The following is a 20,054-nucleotide window of genomic DNA, read 5'->3' as shown; positions in this document are numbered from 1 at the left end:
ATTTTCCTTTCTTAATCATTCACCTGTTTACAAATCTTCAGCGCATCATTCGTGATTTTGCCGCAGCACATCGTGAAGACGACACGATTGTCCATGATCTCCTCCTCCGGCATGGTGAACAGGTTCTCCTTCAGCACAATGATGTCCGCATATTTTCCCTCCTCGAGGCTTCCGATCCTGTCCTCCATGTGGTATGCGCGTGCGGCGTTGAAGGTATACCCGGACAGAACCTGCAGCATCGTCAGTTTTTCCTCCGGATTAAATCCTGTCGGATGATGCTGATAATCCTTTCGCGTGACTGCGGTATATATCGTCTGGAACGGATCAATGCCGACCACAGGAAAATCGGTTCCGATCGCCAGAGTTCCCGTCGCCTCGGCCATGGAGCGAAGCGGCCATTCATAGCGGATTCTCTCTTTTCCGATATGAAGGATCTTGCCGTTCTCATCCAGAACCAGATGTGCCGGCTGCATGGACGGAATCACGTGAAGCTTCCGGAAGCGTGGGATATCCGAGGGATCGATATTCTCGATATGCTCAATTGTATTGTGATAATCTCTGTCCCCGTTGGCGCGGATCGAATCCTCGAAGAGGTTCAGCGCCATCCGGACGGAGCCATCCGCAATGCAGTGCAGCCTGACGGAAAATCCTTCCTTGTTCGCGGCGATGACAGACTGTCTGACATCGTCATACTCCCGCAGAGGCACCCCGATTCCGCAGGTATCCGGCCGGTCTGTGTAGGGTTTCAGTAGAAGACCGGTGTAGGTCTCCGTAACCCCGTCAAGGAATCCCTTCACGCCCGGGATGTCAAACCATTTCCCGGCAAACTGCTTCTTCCATTTCTCTGCCGCGGAAAAATCCGTATAACCGAACAGCCGCGGAAACAGATACAGATGAGCGCTCATCCTGTCCTCTTCTGCCATCGAATGAATCATCTCGCAGAGATGATTGTTCTCCTCATTATAATCGGGTGCGAACATCTCGCTGAGCGCGGTGATGCCGTACCCGGCCAGAACCTTCTCGAAATCCTCAATAATCTTCCGATACTCATCATCCGGGAAGGTGCGGAACACCTTATCCGCAGGCTCATACGCAGCCGGCTCGATCAGCATTCCACTCAGCTCTCCATCCGGAAGAAGACCGACAGAACCGCTCTCAGGCTTCATATCCGGCGTAATCCCGCACAGTTGAAGTGCCGCACTGTTCAGCCAGTAGCTATGCGCGTCCGCGCATTTCAGCAGAACCGGACGGTCCGGAACCACCGCGTCGAGACTTTTTTTCGTCGGAAGCGTCGTCGTCCTCCACTTCGGAAGAAACCATCCGCTTCCCCGAATCACCTTCTCCTCCGGGTGCTTTGCCGCGTATTCTCCGACGATCCGCGCACAGTCGTCCTCGGAGACCGAATCCGCGATCTCACTGCACACATGCTCGCTGTTCTCCATGGCTCCGGTAAAAAAATGCGTGTGCGCATCGATAAATCCCGGCATCACCAGCCGGTCGCCGAAATCCAGAACTTTTATCCCATCCGGAAGCGACTCTGCTTCCTTTTTATCCGGAAGCACCTCTGCTTCCCTTTTATCCAGAAGCGCCTCTACGTTCACATCATACGGAAGAATTTTCCGGATCACTCCATCCTCCACAAGAATCGACTCCGGGGAAGGCAGAGCGTCATGTCCGTTGTATACCGCCGTACTTCTGATCAAATATTTCATAAAATAAAGTCCTTTCGTTTGCTGCAGGCAGAAACTCACTGCCTGTCATTTACTGCAGGCGAAATCCACTGCACTGCCTTTCGTTTGCTGCAGGCGAAAACCCACTGCCTTCAGGCAGTGGGCAGTTGACGATCATCGTCTCACAAACTGAATTTCCGTCTGACCGCGTCCGTAAGATATTCCGCAGTGCCCTGCACGCCGAACAGACTGCTGTTGATCATGATGTCCTTATACCTCTTATCGTCCGGCAGATAGCCCGCGTAATGCATCTGATATTCATCTCTCGCGTCATCTACCGCCTTGATCATGCGGCGTGCCTCCTGCTCCTCCAGCTTCAGATCATAGATGCAGTGATGCAGTCTGTCCGAATAGGAAGCATAGATATAGATATGCATCGTGTTCGGCATCTCAGCCAGAATAAAATCCGAGCACCGGCCGACGATAATGCAGGATTCCCTCTGCGCCAGAAACTTAATGATGTTCTGCTGTGTATGAAAAATCTTGTCCTGCACATCACTTGTGCCTCCGCCCAGCGGAAACTGCATCCGGGAGAACGGATTCTCGACGCCCTTCCTCGCCGATTCCTCCGATTCCTCAATCACCGAGGCCGGAAGATCCAGCTCCTGCGCGGCCTTCTCAATCAGATCTCTGTCGTAATACTCGACTCCCAGATCCTCTGCCATACGCTTTGCGATCGGTCTTCCCATGCTGCCGAACTGCCGGTTCACGGTTACCACAAATTTACTCTTGCTCATAATCATTCCTCTTTCTATATAAACAACCGGACGGTATGAAGCGCCACGTCCTGTATGGAGCACCACAGGCTGAGTGAAACACCACCGCTATACGGAGCACCGCAGGCTGTATGAAACACCACGCGCTATACGGAGCACCACAGGCTGTACATGTCCGGCTACAGATTTCCTCCCGCAACAATTGCCTGATCACTGCCTGTCCGGATATTTACGCATCTCATATCATATCCGATAACCTGCTGCGCTACATGACAAATCCGATAACCTGCTACGCTACATGACAAATCCGCAGACCAGATACGCAACAACCGAGGCACCGGCAGCTATCAGCACATAAGGCAGCTGCGATAGTGCGTGCTCCATGTTGTCGATGCCGGCGCTCTGCGAGGACAGCAGCGTCGCGTCTGTGTAGAAGCACGCGTGGCTTCCGAAAGCACCTCCGGAAATAACCGCTGCCATGATCAGGATCGTATTTGCGCCAACCGCTGCTCCAAGCGGAAAAACAATCGGAGTTACGATAGCGCTCATGCCCCAGAGAGATCCGGTTGTGAATGCCAGCACCGCGACAAGAACGAAGGTAACCGCCGGGAACACAGATCTCGTAAGAACGGGCTCCGCAATCTGAATGATGAAATCCGTCATCTTCATGTCGGCCAGCACCTTTTCCAGAGAAAACGCCATGATCAGAAGGATCAGGATCGGAAGCATGTCGGCAAATCCCTTGCAGATCGTCGTATAGAAATCCTCCATGCGAATGACCTTTCTCGGAATGTACATCACAAAGCAGACCAGAATGCCTACCACGACCGCAAGAAGCAGATTGCCCGTCGCGATCGCGAGAGCGACAAGCACACCCATCGGAATGATGAAATCCCAGATATTGCCTTCCTCCGTGTATCCCTCTTCGTCATGATTGTATTTGCGGCTCTTTTCGCTGTATACCATACCGGTTTCGGCGACACGCTGGTACGCCTTCTTCATCGTACCCATCTTCGGCATGACGCCAAGGCAGAACAGGAACACAATCAGAAGGGTGAAAATCGGATAGAACAGATACGGAATGGCGTGCGTATAGGCCTGAAGACCGGTAGCGTAGCCGAGCTTCTGCACGCTGTCCTGATCAGCGAAGATGCCCGCGTAGAAAACTGCCCATGTGGAGAACGGAAGCATAACGCATACCGGAGCGCCCGTCGCATCCAGCATGTAAGCCAGTGCCTCTCTCGGGATCTTTCTCTTGTCATAGACACCCTTCATGCACACACCGATGGTCAACACATTCAGATAATCATCTACAAAGATGAGAATGCCCAGAATGAAGGAAGTAAATAACGTCTTGCGTTCCGTGTTGCAAAATTTGGAAACAAGCCGTGAAAATCCATAGCTTCCCTTCGATGCCGTCAGCAGCGCAATCAGGCTGCCGAACAGTCCGCAGACGATGATGATCCAGACATTTTCAGCGAGTGTGTCCTGGATGAGCTGACACCACTTTGTCAGGAAACTCCCTTTATAATAAACCAGACACGCGAGCAGTGATCCTGCAATCAGAACCTCTGCGCACCTTTTTGTCAAGACCGCAATAACGATAATAGCCAGGATAATAAATACTGAAAGTAAACCGGTTGACATGTGCTTCACCTCACTACTTATCCAAAAACCAATCAACAGTTACTCTGGAGAGACGTCTCTGAATACCCGATACACAACACGATATATAACACAATATACACAATCCAAAAACCGTGTACAATCTTCCTCGCGCTTCGTGTGCGACAGTCCTCTCCGCATTATCAAACAGCCTTGCAGATGTCACGCAACGAGTCCAATCGACAGCTCTCTCCGCGCTATCAAACAGCCTTGCAGATGTCACGCAATGAGTCCAATCGTTCAACCGACAGTCCTCTCCGCGTTATCGGAAAATCTGCGAAAACAGAAAAGGGCATGCAGAATAAATCCACATGCCCCTTTGCACTGTCTGTATTCAGAATATAGGATACGATAAAAAAAAAAGAAGTATCCGGCTGTCTGCCAACGATACTTCCTTGTATCACAGATGTCTCTGACTTTTATTTATAGGAAAATCATAGCAACCTTTTTGCAGTATGACAATACCCGCGGTCCGGTATTTTTTTAACAGAAATCAGTTAGGTTATCGGCCTCTTCAAATTCCTTATACTGCCGCTCTGCCTTAGTTTTTTTCAACAGAAATCAGTTAGGTTATCGGCCCGCGGTTTTTCTGAAGAGCAGAAATTCCATGACTTAACGTTATCCGTGGGCAGCGATCACACGGCTCGCGCCGGTCTTCCGCCTTCTTCGACAGTTTTGATATCCTCTAGCACCATCGTCATGCTGCGGGCAAAGGAAGCGCCGGTGATTCCGCCGATGTGCGGACTGAAAATAATCCTTCGCGAAATCTCCCGCGGCTGTTCGAGCAGCACATGATCCTTCTGCACCGGCTCGCAGTCGAGGGTATCCAGTCCGGCCATTGCCAGCTTTCCGGATGCCAGGGCGTGAATCAGCGCATCATCCTCCACAAGCTCTCCCCTGGATGTATTCACGAAATATGATCCCTCCTTCATCTTGTGGAAGAAATCAAAGTCCGCCATGTATTCCGTTTCGGGCGTAACGGGAAGGTGCAGACTGACAATATCGCTCTGTTCCAGCAATCTGTCCAGCGGCAGATATTGCACGCCGTACTCCTTCTCCCTCTCTGCCGAGAGGGGATGTCTTTTATAATAGAAAATATCACGCGTTCCGTAAGCCTTCAGAAGATGTGCGGTACGCCTGGCAATATTTCCGAATCCCACCAGCCCGACCGTGCAGTCAGACAGCTCCCTCAGCGATCCTGACCGGATATATCCGCCTTTTACCTGAATCTGCCGTCCGTCCCGGACCGCCTGGTCTCCGTTCACCACATCCCGCAGCATTCCAACCATCAGAAGAACCGTCTGCTCCGCTACCGCGGAAGCATTCATTCCCTGACTGCTGCAGACATAGATCCCGCGATCAGCAGCCGCCTCTGTGTCGATCTGGTCATAAGCCACTCCCTCAGAGTGAATCATCCTGAGATTCGGCATCCCGGCGATCAGGTCACCGGATACCCTCGAGATGGCATCCGCTACAATGTAATCCGCATCCTTTGCCTGGGAAAGGTACTCGATATCCGTCAGCCCCCTCGGCATGTCTATGATCTCCAGCCTGGAGAGATACGGGTTTCCGGCTGCGTACTTCTCAATATTTCCCTTTTCCCCGATATGTAAAACCTTCATCAATAATTCCCTTTCATATATCTACTGTATAAGCTCTTCGAAAACGCAGACAGGATCGTCGCACGCGAAGCGCGCGTAAGAGACTGTATGCGATTTCGAAGGCAACAGGTATGAGGATGAAGCGCGAACGCGCGAAAGCCTCATACCTGTAGGATTGCGAAAGTGCGAAGCACGGAGCAATCCGTAGCTTATACAGTGTGTGGCACAATGTATCCGCTGAGCTGCCGGAACTTGTACCTCCGCCGGTTGTTCCTCTGATACCCGTTCTTCCATGTCTGTTCTTCTGTCGATTTTTCTATTATGCACTTCTGTCATCAGAAGGTTCAAGACCAGAAGCGCCGAACAACAAGACAAAATCTATCTGTCCTTACCTGCCTGCTGTGCAGATTCGTCATATTTTCAGGAAGCTCTTCTGATTTTTTTGTTGATTCGGTACAGAAAATTGCCTGATTATGCTATTCCCGTATTGACGAAATATCCTGAATACGATAGATTAATACTATGAAAGTATGTTAAATATTGCACAATCTTTCGGTAATCTGAAACAGACTCAGAAGTGATGACTCTGGGTGTTTTTTTGCGGTATTCACCGCAAAAGGGAAATGCAGTACTATTTCTATTGACAAGGAGGATGTCAAGTTATGAAACGTCTGAAGGTTAACAAAGAAGCCGAGTGCATGAACTGCCTCACCTGCGTTCAGGTATGTGCGAATACCTATTTCAAGAGCGACGATCTGGATCTTGCCGCTCTGCGGATCGAGACGGTAAACGAAGTATTCCCCTTCGAGACCAAACCGGTAACCTGTATTCAGTGCGGCAAGTGTGCCCGGAACTGCCCGCAGAACGCTATCACACAGAACAAATTCGGCGTTTACATGGTGAACAAGAAACTCTGCACAGGCTGCGGAACCTGCGTTGAGGTCTGCCCGATGCATGTGATGAGAAAGGATCCCGCAACCGAAAAGGCATTCAAGTGCATTGCCTGCGGCAAGTGTGCGCAGGCCTGCCCGATGGACTGCCTGTTTATTGAAGAAAAGTAATAGCCCGGAGCGACAGACGCCCGGTGAAGGCACACCGCGCAAGCGGGTCCCTCACCGGGCGTCTGTTGTATCCGCTCTTCGAAAACGCAGACAGGCTGCCTGCCGCGAAGCGCACGTAAGAGGCTGTATTCGAATGCCTATAGATTGCGGGAGTGCGTAGCACGGAGCAATCCGTAGCTTATACCGTTTGTGCCACGATGTAACATATGGTAGTTTACTGGGTGTGAAAAATTAGTGAGTACTGATTATATCTTTACTGATCCAATCTTATAAAATATAAGGATTGATGATTGAATTGATTGAGATGAAATTTGAAAGGAATTGCTCAATGATTAAGAAAACAGCCGCAATTAACGACCTCTCCGGCATGGGACGCTGTTCTCTGGTGGCGGATATTTCGGTTCTCTCCGCCATGGGAATTTCCGTGAATCCGGTACCAACCGCTGTACTGACGGCACAGACCGAATACACGGGATACTACTCCAGAGACTGCACCGCGGACCTGCCGCATTATCTCTCGCACTGGTCCTCGCTCCATGCCCGCTTCGACGGCATTCTGACCGGCTATCTGGCGGATTCCTCTCAGACCTCTTTCGTCAGAGATTTCCTGAAGCATTTCAAAAGCGGAGAAACCACACTTCTGGTCGATCCTGTCATGGGAGATGACGGCTTCACCTACGCAAATTTTTCGCCCGATCTGCTCCGCGACATGAAGGTTCTCGCCAAACAGGCCGATATCCTGACCCCAAACATCACAGAGCTCTGTCTTCTGACCGGCGCCGAACCCGCAGAACTTCTTTCCTCTCCCGCAGCGTCGCTTCTGGAACAGATCCGGGACCGGGCCCGTTCCCTTCTGAACAAGCCGGGAAAAACAATTCTCGTCACGGGTTTATCCGGGGAGCTCTGCAGTCACTCCGCTGACGGAACACAACCGAAGATCGGCAATCTGCTTGTGAACAGCGAGGGAGAAGCTCTGTATCTCTTCCCGCACGAAAAAGGGCACTTTTCCGGAACCGGCGATCTTTTCGCCGCCATTGTCCTCGGCGGACGTCTCAACGGATGGAGCTGGGACAGAACCGTCAGGACTGCCGGAGACTTTCTGTCCGCCGGCGTTCACGACTCCATCGCAGCCGGCACTTCCTTCCTCGACGGAATTAATTATGAAAAGTATCTGCCGATGCTGATGCCGGACATACGCTCTGACATTCGCTGACGAAATATGCATGGCTCTCTCAGACTCCGGTCTTCACGTCTTTTGCTCAGAGGATGGGCAGCCATGACCTGACTGGAAATTCAGCCGGACATACGCTATGGCCGCAAACTCAGACAGACATACGCTATCGCTGCAAATTCAGACGGTCTCAGGCGCCGAGGAGCAACGGAAGGGTGAGCTTGGCCAGTCCGAGGAAGATAAAGAATCCAAGAACATCGGTCGCCGTCGTCACGAAAATTGAGGACGCAACGGCCGGATCCGCATGGATTTTATCCAGCACAACAGGAACCAGGAATCCGAAGACACCCGCGACGATCATATTCCCGATCATGGCGATGAACACAATCACTCCAAGATAGAAATTTCCATAGATCAACCAGACAATGACGCCTGTCACAAGACCATTAGCGGCACCGTTGATAATGCCAAGCAGTATTTCCTTAAAGAACCCCTTCATCGCCTCCGCGAACGTTATCTTGTTATGCGAGAGCTCACGGACCAGGACGGACATTGTCTGCGTACCGGCGTTGCCTCCCATTCCGGATACAATCGTCATGATCGCAGAAAGAGCGACAACCTTATTGATGGTGCTCTCGAATGCCTTTACCGTGAACGAAGCGAGAAATGCCGTCGCAAGGTTGACCAGGAGCCACGGAAGCCGGAAACGAATCGACTGCCCGAGGGAGGTCTTGAGGCTTTCCTCCGAGCTTACACCGGCCATCTGAAGCATATCCTCGTCATGCTCCTGAATGATGACGTCGATGACATCATCTACGGTGATGATTCCGAGAAGCTGTTTCTTCGCGCTGACAACCGGAATTGCCTGCAGATCGTATCGGGATACCAGCTTTGCGACTTCCTCCTGATCGACCTCAGGAGTGACATAGATCACATTGTCGTGCATGATATCACGGATCAGCTTTGACCCGGGACTCGACAGGAGATCTCTCAGATCGACGGTTCCCGTCAGACGATGTGTCCGGTCCGTCACGTAAATAATCTCGATAACCTCGGTCTTTGGCCCGATCTCATGAATCTTGTGAATACCCTCGGATACCGTCAGATTCTCATTCAGAGCCAGGTAAGCCGTGGACATCAGGCCTCCGGCCGATTCCTCCGGATACTGGAGAAGGTTTGTGATGATCTTCCGGTCATCCGCCTTCATCAGGTTAAGAACCTCTTTTCTCCTGCCGGTAGGGAAATCTCCCAGCATATCTACGATATCATCCTTCTGCATATCCGCGAACATATCGAGAAGCGCATGATTATCCAGAGTTTTCGCAAGACGGATCCGCATCTCATCGCTGGACTCCTCCATCAGCGCAGTTCTGTTCTCATCATTCAGAAGCTGCATGACCTTTGGAATTTCCTCGTCCTCGAGTGCTTCCACGATCTGTGCGAAGTCAATGGCTTCCATATCGCTGAAAATCTCATTCAGCTTCTTGCTGTCACCATCCTTTATACAGGCCTCGACCATTTCCTTCCGGTCTTCCAGCTCCTCTGTATTTATCATCTCATTCAATGAAATCACCTCCCGACGAAAGTTCTTCGAAAATGCAGACAGGATCGCCGCAGGCGCAGGCAGACGCACATGCGGAAACTTAGCGCACTTATCGTCGTTTTTTCGAACATACCGATAATATCATAATCCACGGCAGGATGCCACCGCACGGTTCGATGAATCCGTTCTTTTTTGCACCATTAACATTCCTTCACCTCCTGTTAACAATCCTCCGGCTCACTGTTCGCGTAAATTCGAAAAGCGGCAGGAGACATTTCTGCCTTCCTGCCGCTTTCACAGATCTTTCTGCTATATCGTGATGATCTTTTCTTAATGTATCTCAGAAGCATCCTGGTCTTTGGAATTCCCGGGAATACCGGTCCTTACCTCAGACTTCCTTGTAGTCAGCGTCTACGACGTCATCGCCGCCGTTATTGCCTGCGCTGCTTCCGCCCTGAGCGCCGCCCTGCGGGCCTGCGCCTGCGCCCGGATTCGGGCCGCCCTGGCTCTGCTGCATGTTCTCGTACATCTTCGTGAACAGAGCCTGTGAAGAATTCATCAGTTTCTCCTTCGCCGCCTTGATGTCCGTTACCTGCGCGTCGGTCAGACTTCCGTCTGCCGGAGCCTTCGCGAGCAGATCCTTCAGTGCGTTCAGGTCTGCCTCAACGCCGCTCTTCTGATCCGCCGGTACCTTGTCGCCGACTTCCTTCAGAGCCTTCTCTACCTGGAATACCGTCGAATCCGCTTCATTCTTCGTATCTACGGCTTCCTTTCTCTTCTTGTCCTCAGCCTCGTACTGCGCTGCCTCTTTGACTGCCTTGTCGATCTCCGCGTCGCTCATGCTCGATCCGGAAGTGATCGTGATGTGCTGCTCCTTGCCAGTTCCAAGATCCTTGGCGGATACATTTACAATGCCGTTCGCGTCGATATCGAAGGTTACCTCGATCTGCGGAACGCCGCGCATTGCCGGCGGGATTCCATCCAGACGGAACTGTCCGAGAGACTTATTGTCTCTGGCGAACTTACGCTCACCCTGTACAACGTTGATATCCACTGCAGTCTGGTTGTCCGCTGCCGTGGAGAAGATCTGGCTCTTCTTCGTCGGAATTGTGGTGTTTCTCGGAATCAGCGGTGTTGCGATTCCTCCCATGGTCTCAATGGAAAGGGTCAGCGGTGTGACATCGAGCAGAAGCACGTCTCCGGCTCCAGCATCTCCAGCCAGCTTGCCTCCCTGAATCGATGCGCCGATTGCCACGCACTCATCCGGGTTCAGGTTCTTGCTCGGCTCATGTCCGGTCAGCTGTCTTACCTTGTCCTGTACCGCCGGGATACGTGTGGAACCGCCGACCAGAAGGACCTTCGCAAGGTCAGATGCGGTAAGTCCCGCGTCGTTCAGAGCGGTTCTTACCGGCTCTGCGGTCGCTTCCACAAGATCTGCGGTCAGCTCATCGAATTTTGCCTTTGTCAGGTTGAGATCCAGATGCTTTGCGCCGTCCGCCGTAGCGGTGATGAACGGAAGGTTAATGTTCGTGGTGGTCGCGCTCGAAAGCTCGATCTTTGCCTTCTCTGCCGCCTCACGGATTCTCTGCATCGCCATCTTGTCGCCGGAAAGGTCGATGCCCTCCTGCTTCTTGAATTCACTTACGATATAATCGGCAACTCTCTTATCAAAGTCGTCGCCGCCCAGATGGTTATTGCCGGCGGTAGCCAGTACCTCGATGACGCCGTCGCCGATCTCGATGATGGACACATCGAAGGTGCCGCCGCCGAGATCGTATACCATAACCTTCTGCTCTTTCTCATTGTCCAGGCCGTAAGCCAGCGCCGCTGCTGTCGGCTCGTTGATGATACGCTTTACATCAAGTCCGGCGATCTTGCCGGCGTCCTTTGTCGCCTGACGCTGTGCGTCATTGAAATATGCCGGGCAGGTGATGACGGCCTCTGTGACCTTTTCTCCCAGATAGCCTTCCGCGTCGCTCTTCAGCTTCTGCAGAATCATTGCGGAGATCTCCTGCGGAGTATAGCTCTTGCCGTCAATGGTGACTCTGTAATCGGAGCCCATGTGACGCTTGATCGATGAAATCGTGTGATCCGCGTTTGTAACTGCCTGACGCTTTGCCGGCTCGCCTACCAGACGCTCTCCTGTCTTTGTGAACGCGACAACGGACGGGGTCGTACGGCTTCCTTCCGCGTTCGCGATAACGGTGGGTTTTCCACCTTCCATAACGGCTACACAGCTGTTTGTTGTACCAAGGTCAATACCAATGATTTTTCCCATAATCTATTTCCTCCTTTTCGGATGAAGCATCCTCCGCACCGGAAAATCATCTGATCGGTTTCCTGCGGATTTCTTCTGATGTCTGATTCTTATTTGTGGTTTGTTAGCACTCATCATGTACGAGTGCTAACGCTTACAATCCTTATAGTACCACGGAATTTCCGGATGTCAACTCTTATTTTTTCAAATTTAAAATTAAATTTTATTTTTTCAAATTTTAAATTTTACCAAAATAATATTTTGGACGATTCAGCACTCCTGTTTCAAGGACCTGTGGTTCTCTCGATGTGAGAAGTCCGGCAGCCTTCGGCTCCGGGGCACCTTATCATTTCAGCCGCAAAGGAGTCCACAAACGGTTTTTACCGCTTACGTTTACCGCTTGCAATAGTGATGCCGAAAAGCTGAAATCCGTGAAAATGCTAGATATTTGCTAGATGAAAAAAGAAAAGATCCCCGGGAATCCTTATATTTAAAGGCTTTCCGGGGATTTGTATGATGCTGGTGGTCGGACTCGAACCGACACGGTGTGTAAGCACCGAGGGATTTTAAGTCCCTTGCGTCTACCTATTCCGCCACACCAGCCTGTGTTAAACAACACAAGAAATTATATAGTAATTTTTATGAGATTGCAAGTTATATTACTGTATAAGTCCAGTCGCAATGTTCTTGGCCCACGGGGAGCTTGCTCACCAGTGGGCAAGAACATTAGCGACGACAACAGGTATGAGCATGGAGCGGTGCGAAGCAACGCGGGAATGCGAATACCTGTTAGCGGCACGGAAGCTGCGAAGCAGCGAAGTGACGCGGGGACTTATACAGTGTGTGGTGCCCCCAAAAAATCCGTTTCGCACATCCCTTTGCCTCAGAAAACGCAGGAGATCAGCGTCAGAATTGCCAGTCCTCCCTGCATCAGGATGATCTTCGGGTTGCTCGTCACGCTTCCATACAGCGCGACCGCAACAATATAGACCATCAGGCAGATCACAGCCGCCTTGCTGGCAAACGCAAATACAGCCAGCAGGATCAGCACGGCGATCAGACCGTTGTAAACGCCCTGGTTCTTAAACAGAACCGAAACATTTTTCTGTTTAAGTTCGTCCGTCGTCATGCCGAACACTTTCGAAGTCTTTTCTGAGCTTGTCGCAATTGTTTCCAGATAAAAGATATATAAAAATTCAAGCGCTACCAGCACCGATAAAATTTTTGTTACAATATTCATAGTTATCCCTTCTCGCATCAATTCCAGGGAGCAGATGCAGTTCCCCTTGCTTTGAAGCCCCGGCCCGGGACTTCAGCGGCGTGCCTTTCTCTTCAGATCATAGATCGCGACATCATCCGGATTCTCGCTTTTGTGTGCGAACACCAGTGCGCCGGAGGCAGGAATCGTTGTCTTGAGGACGCCGGCTTCCACGGGAACCTCTTCCGTATCCCCAGAGCAGCCGTCCCTGTCGCATCGGAAAATTCGCGTCAGACTGTCCTTGTGCGCATACCGGTTCAGCCCTGCCGGCCACACAACGACTTCCATATAATAATCCTCCTGCCGGTTATTCACCAGAACGATGATCTGCTCCTCCTCGTTAAATCTTCCGTATGCCAGAACATTGTAATCCTTGTACAGAAGCTTCAGCGATCCAGTCCGCAGGGCTGAATGATTCCTGTGTACCGCAATGATCCCCTGGTAAAAACGGATCAGGTCCTCATTTTCCCTGCCCCAGGGATAGGTCCGGCGGTTATCCGGATCCGTGAATCCGCATACACCCGCTTCATCGCCATAATACACGGTGGGTGCTCCCGGCCAGGTCATCTGAATCACGACAGCGGTTCGCAGCACAGAAATATCGATGTCCTCTTCCGCCGCCCTGGTTCCGAGGTTCTGCACACGGCCGACCTTGTGATTCGTCCTGGTCAGAAATCTGGAATGATCATGGTTATCCAGTTCATTCATCGCCACCAGCAGCGAGGGCATGGTGAACGAGGCCATGTGATAACGCATAGCGTCCTCAAAGCTGTCCGCGTTGCCCAGGAGATCCTCCCGGTATGAGTCGCTGTGCTTCTCCATCCCTGTGAGGAACCATGATACCGGCTCCATGAACGCATCGTAGTTCATGACGGTGTCCCATTCATCACCCTTCAGCCAGGAACCCGCATCCCCATAATGCTCCGCCAGTATAATGGCGTCCGGATTCGCCTCCTTGACCTTCTGGCGGAATTTTTTCCAGAACTGATGGTTAAATTCCGAGGAATGCCCCAGATCAGCCGCCACGTCAAGTCTCCATCCGTCAGCGCTGAACGGCGGCGACACCCACTTACCGGCGATCCGGAGAATATCCTCCTGCAGCCTGATGGAATCCTCGTAATTCAGCTTCGGCAGCGTATCATGGCCCCACCACCCGTCATAATGGGAATTATACGGCCAGACAGAGCCACGCTGGAAATCAAAATAGTCGTGATAGGGGCTGTCCTCCGAGATATAGGCACCCGGCTCGAATCCCGGCCTGCCCTCGTAGATTCTCTCCCGGTCCATCCATTTATTGAAGGATCCACAGTGATTGAAGACACCGTCGATGATCACGCGAATGTTCCTGGCGTGCGCCTCTGCAATGAGCCTGGCAAACAGCTGGTTTCCCGCTTCCAGGTTCTCATGATCCGTCACACGGCTGATGTAGAGGCCCGCGTGTGTGTTGTCATGGTCCCCGGGCGCTAGAAGATCTCCCGACTGTCTGACAATCTTCCCCAGATGCGGGTCCACGTAATCATAATCCTGCGTATCATACTTGTGATTGGACGCGGACACAAAGACCGGATTCAGATAGATCGCCTCCACGCCGAGCTTCTCCAGATAATCCAGCTTGTCGATGATTCCCTGAAGATCTCCTCCATAGAAATTCCGCACGTCCATATCTGCCGGGGGCTGATTCCAGTCCTCGATTCTCTGTACATGCTCGTTGATATAGCTGTATTCATCGGTGAGAACGTCATTCGAGGCATCGCCGTTCCGGAACCGGTCCGGATAAATCTGGTACATGACGCATCCCTTCGCCCAGTCCGGCGTATGGAATCCCGGAATGATCCGGAACAGATAATCCGACGGCGCCTCTCTCAGCACACCGAGCTTACTGTAAAAGCAGGTATTGTTTCCTGCCACGATCTCAAAATAATACGAAAAAATCTCGTCCCGGATTTTGATCTGAATGCTGAAAAAATCAAACCCGTCGCGGCACTCCTGAAAGTGCATCCGCATTCTGGCGTCGCCATGGTGAAGATATACCGCATCCGCGTTATTTCTCGCCGTCCGGAACCGGATCGTCACCAGATCTCCAGGCTGCGGCTCCATCGGCTTCTGAAACATCTCTGTCTCATCACTGTAGAGCGCATTCTTCTTTAAAAGAGGCCGCATTCGTAGCGCATATTCAATTTCTCTGTCCAGATCATCCATGCCGATTTCCTCTTTCATTCTTCATTATTCATATGTAAAAAGGCAGCCTTATTCAGGCTGCCTTTTTGGAGAAGGTATTTCTCTTATGGGGTGTAGCAAAAACTATATAATGTATTGGGGGGTTTTTACGGTTATTATAGTAACACGGGTCCCTCCAAAAGTCTGCACAAAGTTAACAAATTTTGTTGTTCGGTTTTGTGCACCATTCACAATTATGATTCTGCAGCTCCATCTGCCGCAGCTTTTGCTTCCTCTTCAAAAATAGCCTCAAATTCTTTGCGGTTTAATTTTTCCTTTTCCATCAGCTGTTTCGCGCACTCATCCAGAACAAATCTGTGCTTCTCAATGATCTCGCGGGCTCTGCTGTGGCAGTTCTCGATGATTTCCTTGACTTCCTCGTCGATCGCAGCAGCGACGTTTTCACTGTAGGACTTCGTGTGACCCCAGTCTCTTCCAATAAATACTTCATTGCTGTCGCCCTGGTCATAGTTTACCAGACCCAGCTTGGGAGACATGCCATATTTTGTGATCATGGCCCTTGCCGTCGCCGTCGCCTGCTTGATATCCTGGGATGCTCCGGTCGTGATATCGTCAAATACCATCTCCTCGGCCGCGCGTCCGCCCAGATCCACAATGATCTGCTGGATCATCTTGCCCTTAGTCATGAACATTTCATCGTTCTCCGGCTGCGGCATGGTATATCCTGCTGCGCCTGGCCCCGTGGGAATGATCGAAATCGTGTATACCGGTTCCATCAGATCCAGAACATGGAACAGAATAGCATGTCCGGTCTCATGGTAGGCAGTGATTTTTTTCTCCTTCTCGGAAATCACACGGCTTTTCTTCTCTGTGCCGATACCGACCTTGATGAAGGCATCCTTGATATCCTCCTGGCGGACATACGCCCTGGAGTCGCGCGCGGCATGAATTGCCGCCTCGTTCAAAAGATTCTCCAGATCCGCGCCGGTGAATCCCGCTGTCGTCTGCGCGATCTGCTTCAGATCAATATCATCGCCGAGCGGCTTGTTCTTCGCGTGAACCTTCAGGATCTCCTCTCTTCCTCTGATATCCGGCGGGCTTACTACAACCTTCCGGTCAAAACGTCCCGGACGCAGAATGGCCGGATCGAGAATATCCACACGGTTCGTGGCAGCCATCACAATAATGCCCTCGTTGACGCCGAATCCGTCCATCTCGACCAGAAGCTGGTTGAGGGTCTGCTCCCTCTCGTCGTGTCCGCCGCCCATTCCGGTTCCGCGACGTCTGCCGACCGCGTCGATCTCATCAATAAAAACGATACACGGCGCGTTCTTTTTTGCCTCGGAAAAAAGATCTCTTACCCTGGAGGCTCCGACACCGACAAACATCTCCACAAAATCCGAGCCCGAGATGCTGAAGAACGGAACACCGGCTTCGCCGGCAACCGCCTTCGCCAGCAGCGTCTTTCCCGTTCCGGGAGGTCCCACGAGGATGACGCCCTTCGGAATCCGCGCTCCAACTTTCGTATATTTCGAGGGATTCTTGAGGAAATCCACGATTTCCACCAGATCCTCCTTCTCTTCCTCAAGCCCGGCTACGTCTGCAAAACGAACCTTGCTCTCCTTGCCGTTTGTCATCGACGCATGGCTCTTGCCGAAATCCATCATCCGGCTGTTGGCGTTACCCGCGCCTCCCGCGGATCTTGCGAGGAATCCCGCCAGGATAACCACCAGAAGAACACCCAGAAGAAACGGAATGAGAATCGTGCTCCATTCTCCGGACCGGGACACGTCAGACACCGTATAACTGATGTCATGATCTTCCAGCTCCTGAATCGCATCGTTGACATCCGTGACATTCACCACATATTCCGTTCCATCCCGCAGGGTGAACGAAACCTTGCCTGTGGGCACCTCGGCGTTCTGGCTGATCTCTGCACGGCTGATCTCGTCGTCCTTCAGATATTTCTCATAGGCCGATGCGCTGACCGCGCGGTTTGACTGCATGAGAGTCGGTATAATCAGGAAAAAAGCGATGATCACGGCCATGATGATCAGATACACCGCCATCCCTCTTCTGTTGTTCGTTCTGTTCAAAGTCTTCTGCTCCTTACTCTGCCGTACTATCTCGTTATCGAGATGCCCGCGTCAATTACCCCGGGCTGTTATTCTTCATGCGCAAAAATCGACATCTCGTTATCGCGATACCCGCGTCTATAACCCCGGGCTGTTATTCTTCATGCGCGAAAATCGACATCTCGTTATCGCGATGCCCGCGTCTATTACCGGGCGTCCTCGTCATCAAAAGAAATGACGCCAATGTACGGAAGATTTCTGTATCTCTGATCGTAGTCAAGTCCGAATCCGACGACAAAATTGTCCGGAATCCGGAAACCGGAGTACTCCACATTCACATCCGGCACGACGCGCCGCTCCGGCTTGTCGAGGAGCGTGCACAGACGAATGCTGTTCGGCTTTCTCTTCTTGAAAATCTGCAGGAGATAGCTCAGCGTTCTTCCGGAATCAATAATGTCCTCCACAATCAGCACATCCTTGCCCTCTATGCTCTGGTCCAGATCCTTCACAATCTTCACAATCCCGCTGGAAGAGGTTCCCCCGCCGTAGCTGGAAACCGACATGAAGTCCATGGTCACCGGGACGGTGATCTTCTTCGCCAGATCACACATAAATACCACTCCGCCCTTCAGGACGCAGATCATGGTGATCGTCCTGCCCTCATAGTCCCTGCTGATCTGCGCGCCCAGCTCGGCAACTCTCTGCTGTACCTTCTCCTCCGGAATCAAAACCGATACCTTCTCGCTCATTCGAAAATCCTCCTATATAAAATTATCATTATCACACTATTTCCCGCTTTATCCGGACAGCCGTCTCATGCCTTTTCCCGGACTGTCATCTCATGCCTTTCCCGGACTGTCGTCTCGTGCCCTCCCGGACAGCCGTTTGCCTTTTGCTTTTTCCGGACAATCGTCTGCTTTCCGGACTTTTCTTCGTCCGTCCGGCTTCCTCATTGGCATTTCATTTCCTCCGCGGTGATCTCCAGGATATTCTTTGTTTTGTCTGTAATCCTGCAGTCCCCGCTGATTCTTCCTCCGACCACCCAGAAAATCCGCTGGCCGGATGCCAGAAGAGGAATTTCTCCGCGTTCATCCCGCGGAATTTTTTCATTTATAAAGTAATCCTTCAGCTTCTTGGTCTGCCCGGTATCCGTGACGGCGATCCAGTCGCCGGCAAGCCGTGTTCGGAATACGATATTGGTTCCTATTTTATCATAGTCGAAGTACTTCGTATACCGATTTAGCGGTATTTTCTTTTCTGCGCCCGGGTATCCCCGCATTTGCCTGCAGGTAAACCTCCATCCTCTGAAAAAAAATGTCCCTTCTCCCGTCACCGGTACAGCTGCGCTCTGCGCAAGATCTGAACTTCGGCATGAAAGATCCTTTCTCTCCGTGCATAGCTCTGCGTCCCTGCGTGAAAGATCTCTGCTCTCACTGCATAGATCCGTTCCTCCTCGTGAAAGATCCCTGCTTCCACAGGATAGTGCCGCGTCCCCACGCACAAGGCGGATTCCATCGTATCGCCGCACCGCGCGGACCCCGTAAGGAAGATCCACTCCCTTTCCCGCGGACATGCCGAACAGCTCGCGGAGCTGTCGCAGCTGCTCACGCCCGAGGTCCTTTTTTCTTCCGGACACCATCTCCAGAGCATCCATCAGAATATAACGCTGTATAATCTCTGCTTCCTGCATCACCGCGTCCTTCAGAAAAACAATGACGCCGCCATCGCCATTCGAACCCACCTCCACCAGTTCGGATTCCCGCTTTCGCGCTTCCGCATGAAGGTATTCATCCGCCTCTGCCGCATCCTCGGCCAGCTCACGAATGTGACGCACCGCCTCCGGATTCAGATGCTCTTCCAGATACGGAATCACCCTTTGTCTCAGACAGTTCCTGCTGTAACCTTCATCCAGGTTTGTCGCGTCGGTCCGCCAGCAGATGTTCTGTTCCCGAAGCCACGCCTCTATCTCCCTTCGCCGCACAAATAAGAGAGGATGTATCACCATCAGCTCTTCCGTGCGCGCGTCTTCCCACGCCGTACCGTCCTCCAACGACGTCTGTTGATGGATCAGCTCTTTCGCGTGCGCGTCATCCCACGCGGCATCAATCCTGCTGACCGGACGGATGCCTGCGAGCCCTGCCAGAGAACTTCCGCGAACAGCCTGAAAGAGTGCGGTTTCCGCGAGATCATTTGCGTGATGCGCCAGCGCGATCTTCACTCCTTCTGCCGCACCCCCGCGACCGCGGACTTCTGTTACCCTTCTTCGTTTCGGATTATCTGCACGCTCACCTGTCTCTTCCGACAAGAATAGCCTCTCCGCCTTACCCACAGCATCCCGGAACGCCTGCTGCCGCAGAAGCCGCCCCGTCTCCTCGAGTCCCCTCTTTTCCCGCCTCGCGATTTCCGTGACCGGAAAAGAATATACATACAGAGGGATCTTTCTTTCACGACAGATCGTTCTCACATATTCCTCATCCGCATCCGCGTCCGCGCCTCTGATGTTGTGATTCACATGCACAGCCGCCAGATGGAAACTTCTCTTCTCCCTTAGAGCGTTCAGAACCAGAAGGAGACAGACGGAATCCGCACCGCCGGAAACACCGGCAATCACCACATCTCCCTCATCGATCATATGGAATCTGCGGATATAAGCATCCGCCTCTCTTATCAGATCCATCTGTTCACTCCCGATCCGCCGTCATTGAAAAAACCATATCCTCAGAATCAGATATCGCATCCCCTAATATCCGCCTTTCTTCTTTTCATCACTGAAAAAAACATATCCTCAGAATCGGATAT

Annotated in this window: 13 protein-coding genes and 1 tRNA gene; 2 read left to right on the top strand and 12 right to left on the bottom strand. The window is 51.9% G+C overall.

Annotated elements, in window-relative coordinates; genetic code table 11:
• Positions 1–11 precede the first annotated feature (11 nt).
• From ACTNDI_RS08240 to ACTNDI_RS08225, 4 genes are all read right to left on the bottom strand, one after another.
• A complete protein-coding gene (locus tag ACTNDI_RS08240; RefSeq protein WP_441100492.1) occupies positions 12–1,712 on the bottom strand; it encodes an amidohydrolase in 1,701 nt (566 codons plus the stop codon).
• 140 nt (positions 1,713–1,852) lie between these two features.
• Positions 1,853–2,467, bottom strand: a complete 615-nt coding sequence (locus ACTNDI_RS08235) for an AAA family ATPase (RefSeq protein ID WP_441100491.1) — start codon at positions 2,465–2,467, stop codon at positions 1,853–1,855.
• A gap of 273 nt (positions 2,468–2,740) precedes the next feature.
• Positions 2,741–4,093 carry a Na+/H+ antiporter NhaC family protein gene (locus tag ACTNDI_RS08230; protein WP_441100489.1) on the bottom strand — a complete coding sequence of 451 codons (1,353 nt, stop codon included), beginning with the start codon at positions 4,091–4,093 and terminating at the stop codon, positions 2,741–2,743.
• A 653-nt stretch (positions 4,094–4,746) separates the two neighbouring features.
• Positions 4,747–5,733: an NAD(P)-dependent oxidoreductase gene (locus ACTNDI_RS08225; protein ID WP_441100487.1), complete on the bottom strand. Its 987-nt coding sequence runs from the start codon at positions 5,731–5,733 to the stop codon at positions 4,747–4,749.
• Positions 5,734–6,374: 641 nt separating this feature from the next.
• Between ACTNDI_RS08225 and ACTNDI_RS08220 the strand changes: the two genes are divergently transcribed.
• Together ACTNDI_RS08220 and ACTNDI_RS08215 are read left to right on the top strand one after the other, a co-directional pair.
• Positions 6,375–6,773, top strand: a complete 399-nt coding sequence (locus ACTNDI_RS08220; protein ID WP_441100486.1) for a 4Fe-4S dicluster domain-containing protein — start codon at positions 6,375–6,377, stop codon at positions 6,771–6,773.
• A gap of 328 nt (positions 6,774–7,101) precedes the next feature.
• Complete coding sequence (locus tag ACTNDI_RS08215; RefSeq protein ID WP_441100485.1) at positions 7,102–7,986, top strand: bifunctional hydroxymethylpyrimidine kinase/phosphomethylpyrimidine kinase; 885 nt, start codon at positions 7,102–7,104, stop codon at positions 7,984–7,986.
• A 148-nt stretch (positions 7,987–8,134) separates the two neighbouring features.
• Here the strand turns inward: ACTNDI_RS08215 and mgtE are convergent, their stop codons facing one another.
• The 8 genes from mgtE to tilS form a co-directional block, all read right to left on the bottom strand.
• A complete protein-coding gene (gene mgtE / locus ACTNDI_RS08210; RefSeq protein ID WP_441100526.1) occupies positions 8,135–9,499 on the bottom strand; it encodes a magnesium transporter in 1,365 nt (454 codons plus the stop codon).
• Between the two features lie 376 nt (positions 9,500–9,875).
• The gene (gene dnaK / locus ACTNDI_RS08205; RefSeq protein ID WP_441100484.1) at positions 9,876–11,765 is read right to left on the bottom strand and encodes a molecular chaperone DnaK; all 1,890 of its coding nucleotides are present in this window, start codon (positions 11,763–11,765) and stop codon (positions 9,876–9,878) included.
• Positions 11,766–12,261: 496 nt separating this feature from the next.
• A tRNA-Leu gene (locus ACTNDI_RS08200) sits at positions 12,262–12,347 on the bottom strand.
• A 280-nt stretch (positions 12,348–12,627) separates the two neighbouring features.
• A complete protein-coding gene (locus tag ACTNDI_RS08195; RefSeq protein WP_441100482.1) occupies positions 12,628–12,984 on the bottom strand; it encodes a DUF1304 domain-containing protein in 357 nt (118 codons plus the stop codon).
• Positions 12,985–13,056: 72 nt separating this feature from the next.
• Positions 13,057–15,201: a glycoside hydrolase family 13 protein gene (locus tag ACTNDI_RS08190; protein ID WP_441100481.1), complete on the bottom strand. Its 2,145-nt coding sequence runs from the start codon at positions 15,199–15,201 to the stop codon at positions 13,057–13,059.
• Between the two features lie 212 nt (positions 15,202–15,413).
• A complete protein-coding gene (ftsH, locus tag ACTNDI_RS08185; protein WP_441100479.1) occupies positions 15,414–17,276 on the bottom strand; it encodes an ATP-dependent zinc metalloprotease FtsH in 1,863 nt (620 codons plus the stop codon).
• Positions 17,277–17,461: 185 nt separating this feature from the next.
• Positions 17,462–18,004, bottom strand: a complete 543-nt coding sequence (gene hpt / locus ACTNDI_RS08180) for a hypoxanthine phosphoribosyltransferase (protein WP_441100478.1) — start codon at positions 18,002–18,004, stop codon at positions 17,462–17,464.
• Between the two features lie 200 nt (positions 18,005–18,204).
• Positions 18,205–19,932: a tRNA lysidine(34) synthetase TilS gene (tilS, locus tag ACTNDI_RS08175; protein ID WP_441100476.1), complete on the bottom strand. Its 1,728-nt coding sequence runs from the start codon at positions 19,930–19,932 to the stop codon at positions 18,205–18,207.
• Positions 19,933–20,054 lie beyond the last annotated feature (122 nt).

Source organism: Bilifractor sp. HCP3S3_D3 (genome assembly GCF_052063915.1).
In the GTDB taxonomy this organism is placed as follows: Bacteria; Bacillota; Clostridia; order Lachnospirales; family Lachnospiraceae; genus Bilifractor.
Note: the sequence above shows the minus strand (reverse complement) of the source record. Positions and strands in the feature narration are given on the sequence as shown.

What these genes read in the sequence shown, in the direction of transcription:
- ACTNDI_RS08240 (WP_441100492.1), bottom strand. Translation starts at nt 1,712, where the DNA reads ATGAAATATTTGATCAGAAGTACGGCGGTATACAACGGACATGACGCT.
- ACTNDI_RS08235 (WP_441100491.1), bottom strand. Translation starts at nt 2,467, where the DNA reads ATGAGCAAGAGTAAATTTGTGGTAACCGTGAACCGGCAGTTCGGCAGC.
- ACTNDI_RS08230 (WP_441100489.1), bottom strand. Translation starts at nt 4,093, where the DNA reads ATGTCAACCGGTTTACTTTCAGTATTTATTATCCTGGCTATTATCGTT.
- ACTNDI_RS08225 (WP_441100487.1), bottom strand. Translation starts at nt 5,733, where the DNA reads ATGAAGGTTTTACATATCGGGGAAAAGGGAAATATTGAGAAGTACGCA.
- ACTNDI_RS08220 (WP_441100486.1), top strand. Translation starts at nt 6,375, where the DNA reads ATGAAACGTCTGAAGGTTAACAAAGAAGCCGAGTGCATGAACTGCCTC.
- ACTNDI_RS08215 (WP_441100485.1), top strand. Translation starts at nt 7,102, where the DNA reads ATGATTAAGAAAACAGCCGCAATTAACGACCTCTCCGGCATGGGACGC.
- mgtE (WP_441100526.1), bottom strand. Translation starts at nt 9,499, where the DNA reads ATGATAAATACAGAGGAGCTGGAAGACCGGAAGGAAATGGTCGAGGCC.
- dnaK (WP_441100484.1), bottom strand. Translation starts at nt 11,765, where the DNA reads ATGGGAAAAATCATTGGTATTGACCTTGGTACAACAAACAGCTGTGTA.
- ACTNDI_RS08195 (WP_441100482.1), bottom strand. Translation starts at nt 12,984, where the DNA reads ATGAATATTGTAACAAAAATTTTATCGGTGCTGGTAGCGCTTGAATTT.
- ACTNDI_RS08190 (WP_441100481.1), bottom strand. Translation starts at nt 15,201, where the DNA reads ATGGATGATCTGGACAGAGAAATTGAATATGCGCTACGAATGCGGCCT.
- hpt (WP_441100478.1), bottom strand. Translation starts at nt 18,004, where the DNA reads ATGAGCGAGAAGGTATCGGTTTTGATTCCGGAGGAGAAGGTACAGCAG.
- tilS (WP_441100476.1), bottom strand. Translation starts at nt 19,932, where the DNA reads ATGGATCTGATAAGAGAGGCGGATGCTTATATCCGCAGATTCCATATG.